The following is a 12,851-nucleotide window of genomic DNA, read 5'->3' as shown; positions in this document are numbered from 1 at the left end:
TGAACATCTTTCGCAAGTTCAGCCTCTTTCTTCTCACGCATGAACCGAGTAAGATTAGTCTGAAAAGAAAGCGTAAAAAGGCCGCCAGAGACGACGGATTTATGCTGGAACTGCTCAAAAGTGCCTAATTTGGTGCGGTAGCCCTATCATGATAATGAAAATATGATATGTTCAAAACAAACATTTGCATAGTCAAGTAGGTAATAAGTAAATAGAGTAGTGTGAAATTGAAAAGATAAATTTATTGCTTGTGCACTAATTCTTTTGAATTCCAGGTTCTGTGAATAACATAGAAAGCTATAATTGCTGCTACCGTTTGAATAAGTAAGTAAGGGGTAGCTGACCAGGGGCCAAAGTTCATGAAATAGGCTTGTCGCGGCCATGTTAAAAAATCTCCCTGCTCAAGGCTTTGCATGGGAAATATGTCGCCTGGATTTCCGTAGTCAGGGCTAAAGTAGTTGAGAGAAACTACCCAGGCTTTGGAAATGGCAAAGGCTAGCAAGGCCGTAACAGCAACAACTTTTGGCCGTGGGTTGAGGCCATCGGCTACCATGGCGGCAAGGATGCTTAAGAGCGGAATGACATTAGCCATTTGACGCGTTTCATTATTCACTGCTTGTATGAGCACTGCCATGACTAGCAAACCTGTGCCGAGGCCTAGTTGCGTAACAACCTGGAGAGTGCGCCGCCAGAAAAGAGCGATGAGGATGAAGGGCAGACCATAGTACAGGACATGAAAAATTAACGACTGACCAGGCCGCTGCAAAGCCCCGAAGGTGAGGTTGACGGCAAACAGCTGAGGAGTGAGATTCTGATTGTTTGGATCACCTAAGTAGCGGGTCAGAAAGAAATAAGCCCCTAAAATAAGTAGTGAATACAGCCAGCTGAGGCGAGGGCGTAGCAGCTGCGTTATCCGGGGGATAATTTCCTGCCAGCCCGGAAAAAGCTTCTGCGCCAGCGTAGTCAGGGTATAGAATAAGTACGCCCCAACAACGAGGATACTCAGTGGTAGCAACGGGCGTACGATGGGGGCCAGGTTCGGGGAGTCCGGAATATGCTTGATATAGATAACCACAATGAATAACCCACACACTGCGCTGGCTATACCCGCTGCCCAAACCCGGCTCAACCAGGGGTTACGGGTTGTCGGGACAACTTCGCTAACCGGAATCAGTAGCATAAGTAAATTAAAAAATAAGGCTGTCGGCCAGATAGTAAGGGATACTAAGGCGGTAATAAATAATCCTAACGGGCGATGCGTCAGATAGAAATACAAGCTAATCAATCCGGCGGCCATAGCTAGCCGGTCATACGTGAATGGAATATAGAAGTCGAGCTTTAAAGTAGCAAAATTGACCAGCATACTCAGGTAGCCAATCCATTGCCCGGCTAATCCGATGGTCAGATGCTTTGCCAGCTTGTCCCAGGTATAAATAATGATCAATGCTACGACCAGCTGAAAAATCTGGAAGAATAAGATCATGTTAAAATCGGTAAAAGAAATCCCAAATAGTTTAAAGGTAATATGTAATAGCACATACGGGAAAATGCGCTGAATACTGTAGCTGTTCATGGGGTGAACAATCAGATGTTCGTATAAATCTATGGCCAAAGGTTTATAAAGCGTATATCCCTCAAAGGCAAAGCCCTGATGAAAAGGCATGATATCTGGAAATATCCAATAGAATGAGGTAATTGCTAAAATAAACAGCGTGAAAAATGCTTTTGGATTCCGGTAAAAGTTCTGAACCATAGAAAAAGGTACTAGTGCTGCTTGGGAAAACGAGTGTGCTTGCCGCCTTAAGTTGTAGGCGCGCAGTGTGAGCGAGAGAAAGGTAGATTGGCTGGGGAGACCGTCAGGACTTCTGATCTGTTACAACCGTTCCGGGAACAGTCGAGCCGTCAGGTCCAAAACGACGCACAAAGTACGCTATTTTGTTGGCATCCTGAGAGGATATCTGCGAATAAAACTGTACGAAAATTGGCCTCAACCAGCGCATGAACCCTGGGGGCAAACACCTAGTCTATTCGGTAGCGACGCCGAATCTTTGGAAGGATACAAAAGCACCCCCGAACTCACGTATAATAGCCAACCAAAAGGGCGGAAGGGCCGAAAAAGCAGCCAGTACATTTCATCTGGGCAGCTGCTGGCCGCATGATGAGCGCCTACTTCGCGGCTGCGTTGTCTGGAGCCGGGTTCTCGCACCCGTGCACAACAAGGGCCTGACCGGCAAAAGGTAGCGGCTGATTACGCATCTTTGCGCCGACAAAGGCCGCTTTGCCGGTTCTAAGCCCTTCTTGTTTCGTTTCCCCGGTATGCCCAAGCTTTCCGTTATCATTCCTTATTACTTTAACGAAGAGAATATTCCCGTGACGACGCGGGAGCTGCTGGCCAACGAGGCCCTGTTTCCCGCAGATGTGAGCTTTGAGTATGTGCTCGTGGATGATGGCTCGGAGGATGGCACGTTGCAGGCGCTGCTGGATTTCCGGGCCGCGTATCCCGCGAAAGTGCGGGTGGTGGAGCTGGCCGGCAACGTGGGGTCTTATAACGCTATTGTGGCCGGTATGGCCCAGGCCACCGGCAACTGCATGGCCAGCAGCCCGCGCAGTAGTTACCACCCCTTGGCCTCGTATCGCTGCGCCCGTTAAGTAGGCACTTGTAAAGGAGGTAGAAACGCCTGTTTTCGTTTCGTCGTCCGTGTTGTTCGGCGGGCTTCAGTCAAAGACAAAACGCACATACGTATTTCTGCCTTATAACCAGTGTACTGTCCACCAAACTGCTATCCAGGCCGCAGATAGCAGCAGTATCAGGATATTTAGCTTATTTTAAGCAGGTAAGAACGAATAGGACTGGATATTTTTCTCAACAGCTTAACTCTTTTTTTAAATTTTGTTTTGAACGATGAGCACTCTGACGAAAATGGATAATAACAACAGGGTTTTTAAAAATAGCAGAGTATATCTTCTGCCGTTACTTGTGTTTGTCATGTGGGGAGGCTTCTTTGGGCTGTATTACGAATCAAACGACGATTTTGCTATTGATTTGCTACTCAGAGGTATTACTGCGGCTGAACCAGTAGCCAACTTTCATCTGTATATGTATGGATGGAGTCAACTAGTATCATTCTTGTACACTCATGTTCCTCAAGTGCCTTGGTATGGATTTTTATTGTATGGGTTATTGTATCTAGCTTCTGTGTTTTTGCTTCACTGTGTTGAGATTTTGTTCAACAATGCAGTAAAAGGCAGATATATAGTTTTGATAGATGTTGTAATTATGCATTTATTCATTTCCATTTTATACTTTAAAATAAATTTCAGTAAACCTGCTGTCCTATTAGCTGGAATTGTTTTAGTGTGGCTGGTAACTCGCTGGCTATATACTGCTGATAAAATAACGAAAAAAGATACCGTTTTAGCTCTCGTTATGTTCACTGCGGCTTGGGGGCTGCGGCCCGGAGCCGCTATGATAGGCTTAGTACTGGCAGCTCCATTGGTTACGTTTATTCCTTTTGGGACTGCTGTAAAAAGAATAATCATTCCATTCGCGTTACTGATTGGAATGCTCCAGGCAGTTGTCATGATAACTGCTACTAAAGAAGGAGCAGCTTACAAAGCAATAGATATTGATAAAGCAAAATTGATAGATTATCATGTATACAAATTGAATAATAATAACAAAAATGAAAATATACATATATTCAATGAAACTCTTGTTAAATATTATGGCTTTAATGATGAGAAAATATTTAATAACAATTTTTTTCCTCAATACTATGTGGCGGATTATTCGGGTTTGGTAAAAAGAGAAGGTGTTGCCAAGGTAAAAAGAGTTTTCTATGATGTTATCAGACAGTTTTTCCCGGTTTTCTCAATTATTGCCCTCATGTTGTTGGTAATAGATTTCAGTGAAGCTAAAAGAAGTAAAGGTTGGTTTGGAATTTCTGCGTTTACAATTATCGTGTTGTATCATGTGTTTTTTCTGACAATTTTGCTGGCATTGTCATTGTTTACGCACATGCCTCCTCGTATAATGCAGCCAGTAACTATTCTGTACCTGGTGTGTGTGTTTGTGATGTATATGAAATTCATGCCGAATGTTATGGTGTATAAAGAAAAGTTAAAAAAATATAAAATAATCATAGCATCACTGTTGGCAATAGGTTTCCTGTTGCAAGTAAAATTGTTGTCGGGAATAATTATTGAAAGCAAATTTGATCAAAATAACAAAGAAAAATACCTGTATTATTTATCTGAAAAATACAAAGGAAAATTGTTGATAGAAGGAGGGCTTTCGTACGCCAACCTTAATCCATTGCGTAGCTATGGCTTTTATAACTATAGCAAGGTGTACTCGCTGAGCGGATGGCCGGCATTCGATCCTTCCCAGAGAGCGTTTCGCCAGCAACTCACCGGCTATGCTGATTTTGGCCCAGCAATGAAAAAACTAATCCAACGGCCCGATGCCGTGTGGGTATTGACGCCGGATTTGTCACAATTTCTCCCGATCTACTTTTCCGCGCGTGGCACCGGTGCCGACTGGAATATTCAGCTAAAAAAATTGCCGGACACCCCTAGTCCTTATGTGCATGAGTGCCAGGCTTCTTTGATTACTTATTGACTGCTGTTACGCAGTAGCCGTTGAAGCATTCGTTGCTCGTTGCTCGTTGCTCGTTGCTCGTTGCTCGTTGCTCGTTGCTCGTTGTTCGGGGCTGCTTCACCTTCATTACCCAATCAGCCCCGAACAACGAGCAACGAGCAACGAAAAGCGACCTGCCACCGCAGCTACCGGAAGCGACCTGCGTAACAGCAGGTAGTGAAAAAGCCGGCATCTTCTGGCAGTTGTGCGAACAGGGTGCCCCCTACCGCGCAGGCCGGTCTTGCACCGGAGAGAGTGCTGAGCAGCAGCGCGAAAACTCTGTGCTACCCACCCATCCGGTGGCTTCAGCAACTATCGGATGGGGGCATGGCTCGCGAAATCGCCGTAGCATTTTTGTGCCGGTGGGTGCCGGTGGGTGCCGGCGAACCGGGTACACTGCCAGCCGAACTGGGTGAGGAACGCCTGATCTACCCGTTGGAAAAGCCGCTCGACCCGAGTAAATGACGCTACCCACACTGTTCGTAAAGCGGCTACAGTGGTGGCTGCTCTGGCCAACTATAGCCATTGATTGTGCATCTTTGCACTTGTAGCGGCCAGTCCTCTCGTTTTCAACCAATTCTTGTTTCGTTTCCCCGGTATGCCCAAGCTTTCCGTTATCATTCCTTGTTACTTTAACGAAGAGAATATTCCCGTGACGACGCGGGAGCTGCTGGCCAACGAGGCCCTGTTTCCCGCAGATGTGAGCTTTGAGTATGTGCTCGTGGATGATGGCTCTGAAGATGGCACGTTGCAGGCGCTGCTGGATTTCCGGGCCGCGTATCCCGCGAAAGTGCGGGTGGTGGAGCTGGCCGGCAACGTGGGGTCTTATAACGCTATTGTGGCCGGTATGGCCCAGGCTACCGGCGACTGCATGGCCATCATTACGGCCGATATGCAGGATCCGCCGGAGCTGATGGTGCAGATGTATGACTATTGGCAGAAGGGGCTCAAACTCATCATCGGCAACCGGCAGGACCGGGAGGAAACGGGCCTGCAACAGCTGTTCGCCAAGGGCTTTCATGCCCTGATGAAGAAAATTGCCCTGCCCAATATCCCCGATGGCGGCTTCGATTTTGTGTTCTTCGACCGGCAGGTGGCCGAGCACATTCTGCGCCTGCATGAGCGCAACAGCAACCTGTTCTACCTGATGGTCTGGCTGGGCTATCCGTACGTGAACATTCCGTATGTGCGCCGCAAGCGCGAAATTGGAAAGTCGCGCTGGACGCTAAAAAAGAAGATGAAGCTCTTCATCGACTCCATCCTGGCCTTTTCGTTTTTTCCGATCCGGGCAATTTCCGTACTCGGGCTAGCCCTGGGCCTGGCCGCTTTCATTTACGGCCTGTATATTATCGGGCTCCACCTGTTCGGCAGCCAGAAGCCCGAAGGCTGGTCGGCCCTGATGGTGGTGGTGCTGTTCGTATCGGCCTTCCAGATGACGGCCCTGGGCGTTATCGGCGAGTACGTGTGGCGGGGCCTCGACGCGGCCCGCAACCGCCCGCTCTATGTGGTGAAGGAGCTGTACGAATCGGAACCAGCGGCAACGAGTCAGCTTACCTGATTCACGTTGGGCAACATCACGGTGTAGAGCAAAACAACCAACGGCCCCCTCCGAACTATTCGGAGGGGGCCGTTGGTTGTTTTGGGGCCGCGAATTTACAAGGCCGCTTTGCGCGCGTTGATAGCCGCCACAAACGCGGTGATTTCCGCAATCTGGGCCTCGGTTTCGGCCAGATCCCGCTCGCGGGTGAGCAGAGCTACCGGCCCGCGGGCCTCCTGCTTATCGGTGAGCTTGGCGCGCCGGTAAATGGCGGTGCGCAAATCTACTTCGCTGCTTTTGCGGGATTTGGTGCCCTCCGCCAGGGTCGGAATCAGGGTGGTCAGATTCTGAATCTCGGCGTCGAGGCTGGTCAGCGTCGCCTGGGTTTCGGTGGCGGCCTCGCTGGTGGAGTCGCGGGCGTAATCCAGGTTGGTGGAGCGGTGGCGGAGGGCCTTCAACTCGCTCTCGGAGTCAGCCAGCAGCTTGTCGCAGTCGGCTACGGTGGTCAATACATTCACGGAGTACGCCATACGATAAAGGGGAAAAAAGTGGAAGATAACTACCCCCTTGAACGCTGCTATGTGGGCGCTTATTGTGTGCGGCGGCTAAAATAATACCTGACCTTACGCGCTGGCTGTGTGTGGCCCGGACTTCAGTCCGTCGCTCCCCTCCCCCTGAACAATCTGATTCACTGCTGTTACGCAGCACCCTCGCCCTTACGGTCGCCTCACGCCCTAACCCCCTCTCCGGAAAAGGAGAGGGGGAACTAGTTTCTAAATTCTAGCTTGATACGCGCTACTTCAGTTATAAAAAAAAGCTAAAAATCAGTTCCCCCTCTCCTTTTCGGAGAGGGGGCTAGGGGGTGAGGCGCAACGGAAGGAGGCAAGTGCGTAACAGCACTGATGCAAGGGGCTACGGACGGAAGTGCGGGCCACACATAGCCAACCGCCACCCCCGGTGCGGATTTGGCGCCGCGCAACGCGTGCCAGTCGGTGCAGCGGCCAGTGCAACCCGAAAGAGCGGGTTTGCTTACTCCGGCCCCGGGGCATCGGCCAGCAAGGCGGCCAGTGCGCTGGCCTCGGCCTCCAGTAACCCAATGCGCAGCGTCAGCAGGGTGTGCGCGGCGGCGGTGGCCGGGCGGGCGGCGGGCGGCGCGGCCAGCCGTTCCGTGCGCAGGCGTTTCACCAGCGTGGGGTCCAGGACGGTGGTTGGGTCGCGGTCGAGTTCCCTTAGCAGTCCTTCCCAGCGGTGGGCCAGGGCGGCGTCAGCTTCCAGCTGGCTGAGCGCCACCCGGCCATTAGCGGCCTCGCGCACGCACCAGGCCCGGCGGCGACGCAAAACTGCCGGAGCCGGGGACACGGCCTTCGGGCAGAGGGGCTGGGGGGCGCTGCCCAGCGGCGGCGGCAGTCGTTGCGCCAGCTGCCGCAGCCCACTCGCCTCCTTCGGCCCCAGCTGTCGGCGGCCGGCTTCCACGTGGGCAATCTGGCCCCGGGAAATTCCCAGCACTGTGGCCAGCTGCTCCTGCGAGAAACCCAGGTGAGCGCGTACGGCCGCCGCCAGCGTGGTAGAAGGAGTTGCTTTCTGTGGCATACCCTGCTAACGAACGAATTCGGTTTGTAGCATTAAAACCGGCTATGCGTTTCAATGCTACAACCGGTTTGTAGCATTGAAACGCATAGCCGGTTTTAATGCTACAAACCGAATTCGGGTTTTTCTTACGGCTACGTCCAGCGGGACGAAAAAACGCCAGTTAGCTGCCGCTCAATACTTTAAATGCGCGGGGCGAGAGTTGTTCCAGTGCTTTCAGCAACCCCAGAGTGACGAAAAAACCGATGATCGGGCTGATCCAGCCCAGGTAGGGGCTCACCGACTCAAGGTGGAATATATGATAGAGCACGGCCAGCACCAGGGCATGGTAGAGGTAAATCTGAAGGGAATAGCGCCTTCCCCAGGCAGCGAACCGATTTTCAGTGGGCGTCTGCCAGGTCAGGGCCAGGCAGAGGATGCCAAACGCCATTAGCGTTGTGCCCAGGAGCAGTTCCTGATTGTGGGGGCTGGCCCCGGTCAGCTTATACAGGCCGATGGCTTCGACCAGTTCCAGCCCAAACCCCAGGCCGATAAGCAGCACGGAGCGGGTGACGGTGAAGTAGGACGTAATGACGCGGTGACGGGCCAGCAGATAACCACCCCATAGAAATGGAATCGAAGTGAACAGATGTCCCACCTCATACGGAAGAGTGGCATGGACTAAGGTAGAGTAAGCTACCCCGGCCAATATGCCGATCAGTACAGCCGATCCTGTCAACAGCAGTACCCGGTCGGAATAGCGGTTAACAGCATATTGCAGGAGCAGGTATCCGAAAATACTGGCGCTGATGTACCACAGGTGGCCCGATTGCCCCACCAGCAGCCCCACCAATGAAGGGGAAAACAGGGTTTTGGGATCCTGATCGACCAGGAAAAACAGGCCGTAAATAATATTGGCGATAAGAAAAATGGACAGTAGAAAAGACAGCTGCTTAGCGGCTGATACTGTCGGCCGCTCCTGCTTGCCTGCCCCGAAGAAAAAGCCGCTGGCCAGGAAGAAAAAAGGTACGGCCCAGCGGGAGCCCAGCCGGATTAATAAAGCTGCTTCATTGGGTAGCGAATCCAGCGGCGCGTGCAGGGCTACTACGCAAAGAGCACCCAGAATACGAAAAACGTCAACGGTATAATTACGCGGCATGTAGATGATGATTCAGAGAGGAGCACAAATCTAAGGCAATGAAGCGGTTCAAGAACTATCTGCCGAGCTATTTTTACATTCGCCTCCCCACATTGGGCCTGGCTACAGGGGTGCCAGAGTTGCAGTAGACCTGCGGGAAAAGTTTCAACGAATAAGTAGGCTCATCTAGTAAATCGAGATGGGTGTATCGTAAAAAAAACAATTCACGCCAAAATATTCCAGGTAAATAATAGTTTAGACTAATGATTCTTTTCTTGTTGAACGAATAGCCACCTGTTTCAATTAATGTTAGCCACTTTTTGCCATGAATAAGGAAAATTTATGACTATTTATGCGCACTAACAAAAGAGCATTTGATATCGTAACCACATTGATATTTTTATACGTACGGAAAGAAATTATAAAATATTTAGAATAAATTTAGTAGATAAGTAATTGAGAAAAAAATTAGGAAAAAATATCGAAAACTCATCAAAAAATACTATTATCATCAATGCGGAGGGCTAAACCTTGCGGAGGTATAGTCCTTTCAGTCAACCAACTTTGGATAGTAGTACGAGGCTTTATTTACAAGATAATTCGATTTTATTAGAAGCTCATCAATTTTTTTCGCGAATTACCTGTACTTGTGAAATTATTTTCAGGTATTTACCTGGTTGAGAGTCAAGTTTATTTAACTATGGCGGTTTCGTGAACGGTGCGCTCAGTTGGTGTAGAGATGCAAAGAGGCTTCTCTACACCAACTGAGCGCACCGTTCACGAAACCGCCATAGTGGTCCCACTAAATCGGCGCATCGAACCGTTTGACAAGCGCGAATGAAACGAAGTAGGCAGCGTTGGTTAGATGACGGATGTAATAGTTTGATTAAATTGCGCATTACTTATCGGAATGGCAGAGGCAAACTCGTTATTACCTGCTGTTGCGCAGCCGCCCCAGCGGGGCGGCATGTCGGTAGACTAGGTACTGATAAGCTGAAAAAACAACCTGAATACTTTTGAAGTACAGCGCTCTTCATTGCCCGGCCAGTGTGCGACGAGTAGCCGCGAAGTACCGCGTCTCTATAGCCCGTACGCCAGCCTGAAATTTGTCATATGTTGTCTACTAAGCGGTATTTCCCGGCTCTTACTGGTATTCGCGCCCTCGCCGCCTATACCGTTTTCCTGACCCATCACCATCGGTTCGCGGAAACGAGCTGGGGCGGACTGCTCTTACGGGAAGGTAATAGTGGGGTAACCGTGTTTTTCGTATTGAGCGGCTTTCTGATTGCCACCCGTTACGGGCAGCGGGTAGAACTCAATCGGCAATGGCTGCTGGATTATTTCCGCAACCGCTTCGCCCGCATTTATCCGGTGTATTTTCTGCTCACCACGGTTACTTTCTGCGTGGTGTGGCAACGGCCGGATTACGACCTAGTGGCCCAGTGGGTAAGCTACTCCACGCAGGATAAGCTGATAGTTGTAGTACTCCCCAAAGTTTGGACAGTTTGTGGTGGCTRTCTTAGTCAACGCCATGAACCCAAAACGTACCCGTCGCCGCTTCACTGCTGAGTTCAAAGCAGAAGTGGCCTTAGCCGCCCTGACGGAGCGGCAGCCGCTGGCCGAACTGGCYGCCCGCTACCAGCTGTCGGTGYCCCAGATTAGTCGCTGGAAGCTGCACTTGCGCCAGCAGGCGGTGCAGGTGTTCACCGACGCAGGAGCCTGCGCGCCGGCCCCGCCCGACGTCGAGCCGTTGTATGCCGCCATCGGACGGCTGGAGATGGAAAACCAGCTGCTAAAAAAACGCTGCCCACTTGGTAGTCGCCCAACAACGCGCCCTGGTGCAAGCCAGCGAAGCGGGCTCGGTACAGGCCCGCTGCCAGGCCCTGGGGCTGGCCCGCAGCAGCTACTACTACCAGCCCCGGGGCGAAACGGACCTGAACCTGACGCTCATGCGCCTGCTGGACGAGGAGTTTATGCGCCACAATTTCAAAGGCGTGTTGGGCCTGCGCGACCACCTGCGCCTGGCGGGCTATCAGGTCAATGAAAAACGGGTGCGCCGGCTCGTGCGCCTCATGGGCCAGGAGCCGGTCTACCCCAAACCGCGCCTGAGTGTGCCCGGCCARGGCRTKACGCGCTATCCGTATCTGTTGCGSGAACGGGTACTGAGTGCKCCTAACGAGGTGTGGAGCACGGATATCACCTATATTCCCATGGCCAAAGGCTTCCTGTATCTGGTGGCCGTCCTGGACTGGCACTCGCGCTACGTGCTGAGTTGGGAGCTGAGCAACACGCTCGACGTGGGCTTTTGTCTGAGCGCACTGGGCGCGGCACTGGCCACCCAGCCGGCCCCCTACATCTTCAACTCCGACCAGGGCAGCCAGTTTACCAGCCAGCTCTTCGAGCAGGCCTTGCTGGCGGCGGGCTGCCAAATCAGCCGCGACGGGCGGGGCCGGGCSACGGATAACTTCAGCTACTACAACCATCAGCGGCCTCACCAAGGCCTGAAGGGCCAAACACCTGCGCAAATMTTCGCTCAAAACCCTACCTTCAGCCCCCCACCCATTTGCTTAACAAACGCCTCCTAAACTGTCCAGTTTTTGGGGAGTAGTACAGTAAGCGAAGTTGTCATATTGATCGACATTGGTTGAATGCTAACGGCCTGCGGCCCGGACTCGTCTTTGCCACCGCCGATAAAAGAATCTAAAATGCTAACCGCTGCCCCAATATATGGGACAGAATTTAAGCCATTTTTCAAAAAGCTATTGGTGGCCAGCGCGCTCATGAGTTGCGCAAATGCGTTTTTCTTTGCATTAGCATCCTGTGCGCTGGTTTTGGTGCCTTGAGTAGTCAGTGTGCCTAATACAGATGAGGTGTAGCTGCTAATAGTTTTATAGGTAGTCTGACTCTTTTTAAGCACTCCATTCACTTTCTTGGCTACTGAAACGCCCTTATCAAAATCAGTACTGGAATAATTGGTGCCGTCTGACTTTTTGACGGAAAGTAAAGTGCCAGTAGTAATGCCTTCTAACTTAATGTTAGCCTCACTGATAAGATTAACTTCAATGACGAGTTTGGAGTCAAACTGACAGGCACAAGGATCGTAATCCATCGGAAAATCGGCCATGAACCATTTGGTTTCCTGACTGGTGAAGCGCGTTACCGCTGAGAATACGCTAGCATCACGCCCGGGTACGGTATTCTCCAGGGCTACGCCAATCCCTTCCAGACGATTGAGCGTACCGGCTTTCTTTTGAGCGGTTCCATTAAAGACCAACTTGATTTCGGCGTAATTATAATCCTGCACTAATTTGCCTACGGCTACGAACACGCGCATCATGCCTGAGTGCCGGTTGTAGAGCACCACATATGGGTTGACTAGATTAGAATAAGGTGTACCATCATCCTGGTATCCAAGGTTTCGCTTAATCAGTTCCCAGCCATCTTTAGGTAAGTCGCGTTTGCCCAAAATGTGGGTCATGTTGGTGTTATCGGACTGCTCCCAAGGCAACCAGATTGTGGATGCAGTTGGTAGCGGCTGGCTGTTCATTTTCCAATACCGGCCATTGTTCTGTTGTCCGTAGTACCAGTTGAACGTATTGGTACGCGCTGGAAACTCCGGGTTGATAGCCGTGGCCGGATCGGTAACGATTCCCTTTTCGGCGCAAGGAGCTTGAGCAAGGCTTGGTTGAGATAGGGCTACTCTACCCTACTAAATATTGGGGCATAAAAACGGGGAGGCCCGACCTTTGGAGTTCCTACACTTCTCAGCCCGTTCCTCCCCGTGAAGCACCGCCTCAAAGCCAAACTTACGACCCTTTTGCAACAGGTGCCCATTGTGCGCCATCTGTCCCGGCAAAAGTTTATTGCTCAGTTTATTATCGGACTCATCAAGAGCCGCAACGTGCAATTTGGCGAAGTCGCTCACCATCTCAACGACGAAGTCAAAGTGGCCTCCAACGAGACCCGCATCC

10 protein-coding genes and 2 pseudogenes are annotated in these 12,851 nt (G+C 51.1%); 7 read left to right on the top strand and 5 right to left on the bottom strand.

The features are described from left to right. Positions 1-241 precede the first annotated feature (241 nt). Complete coding sequence (locus tag D0T11_RS20865) at positions 242-1,753, bottom strand: hypothetical protein (protein ID WP_119657749.1); 1,512 nt, start codon at positions 1,751-1,753, stop codon at positions 242-244. Between the two features lie 563 nt (positions 1,754-2,316). Here D0T11_RS20865 and D0T11_RS20860 point away from each other — a divergent pair. The 3 genes from D0T11_RS20860 (at position 2,317) to D0T11_RS20845 (ending at position 6,197) form a co-directional block, all read left to right on the top strand. Then, the gene (locus D0T11_RS20860; protein ID WP_119657748.1) at positions 2,317-2,649 is read left to right on the top strand and encodes a glycosyltransferase; all 333 of its coding nucleotides are present in this window, start codon (positions 2,317-2,319) and stop codon (positions 2,647-2,649) included. Positions 2,650-2,920: 271 nt separating this feature from the next. Further along, on the top strand, positions 2,921-4,621 hold the full coding sequence (locus tag D0T11_RS22255) for a hypothetical protein (RefSeq protein ID WP_147374768.1): 1,701 nt from the start codon (positions 2,921-2,923) through the stop codon (positions 4,619-4,621). Between the two features lie 616 nt (positions 4,622-5,237). Continuing rightward, a complete protein-coding gene (locus D0T11_RS20845; RefSeq protein ID WP_119657745.1) occupies positions 5,238-6,197 on the top strand; it encodes a glycosyltransferase family 2 protein in 960 nt (319 codons plus the stop codon). A 95-nt stretch (positions 6,198-6,292) separates the two neighbouring features. Here the strand turns inward: D0T11_RS20845 and D0T11_RS20840 are convergent, their stop codons facing one another. The 3 genes from D0T11_RS20840 to D0T11_RS20830 form a co-directional block, all read right to left on the bottom strand. Beyond that, positions 6,293-6,706 carry a hypothetical protein gene (locus tag D0T11_RS20840; RefSeq protein ID WP_119657744.1) on the bottom strand — a complete coding sequence of 138 codons (414 nt, stop codon included), beginning with the start codon at positions 6,704-6,706 and terminating at the stop codon, positions 6,293-6,295. Positions 6,707-7,205: 499 nt separating this feature from the next. Beyond that, positions 7,206-7,766: a helix-turn-helix domain-containing protein gene (locus D0T11_RS20835; protein ID WP_119657743.1), complete on the bottom strand. Its 561-nt coding sequence runs from the start codon at positions 7,764-7,766 to the stop codon at positions 7,206-7,208. 160 nt (positions 7,767-7,926) lie between these two features. Next, positions 7,927-8,901 (bottom strand): acyltransferase family protein, encoded by a 975-nt coding sequence (locus D0T11_RS20830; protein ID WP_119657742.1) that lies wholly within the window; start codon positions 8,899-8,901, stop codon positions 7,927-7,929. A 1,092-nt stretch (positions 8,902-9,993) separates the two neighbouring features. On the opposite strand from D0T11_RS20830, the gene D0T11_RS20825 reads away from it, so the two are divergent. The 3 genes and pseudogenes from D0T11_RS20825 (at position 9,994) to D0T11_RS20815 (ending at position 11,465) form a co-directional block, all read left to right on the top strand. After that, a complete protein-coding gene (locus tag D0T11_RS20825) occupies positions 9,994-10,449 on the top strand; it encodes an acyltransferase family protein (RefSeq protein WP_119657741.1) in 456 nt (151 codons plus the stop codon). Next, positions 10,412-10,621 (top strand): annotated as a pseudogene (locus D0T11_RS23590) (transposase); the annotation flags it as partial. The gene D0T11_RS20825 and the pseudogene D0T11_RS23590, both read left to right, overlap by 38 nt. 70 nt (positions 10,622-10,691) lie before the next feature. Continuing rightward, positions 10,692-11,465, top strand: coding sequence for an IS3 family transposase (locus D0T11_RS20815; RefSeq protein WP_119657739.1), 774 nt, complete (start codon positions 10,692-10,694; stop codon positions 11,463-11,465). Here D0T11_RS20815 and D0T11_RS20810 read toward each other — a convergent pair. Beyond that, positions 11,462-12,358, bottom strand: coding sequence for a hypothetical protein (locus D0T11_RS20810; RefSeq protein ID WP_147374767.1), 897 nt, complete (start codon positions 12,356-12,358; stop codon positions 11,462-11,464). The genes D0T11_RS20815 and D0T11_RS20810 overlap by 4 nt on opposite strands. Before the next feature lie 303 nt (positions 12,359-12,661). Between D0T11_RS20810 and D0T11_RS20805 the strand changes: the two are divergent. After that, positions 12,662-12,851: pseudogene (locus D0T11_RS20805) on the top strand (IS4 family transposase); the annotation flags it as partial.

Origin of the sequence: Hymenobacter rubripertinctus (assembly GCF_003583925.1) — a bacterium.
GTDB lineage: Bacteria > Bacteroidota > Bacteroidia > Cytophagales > Hymenobacteraceae > Hymenobacter > Hymenobacter rubripertinctus.
The sequence above is the reverse complement of the archived record's forward strand: the minus strand, read 5'-3'. Positions and strand labels throughout refer to the sequence as shown.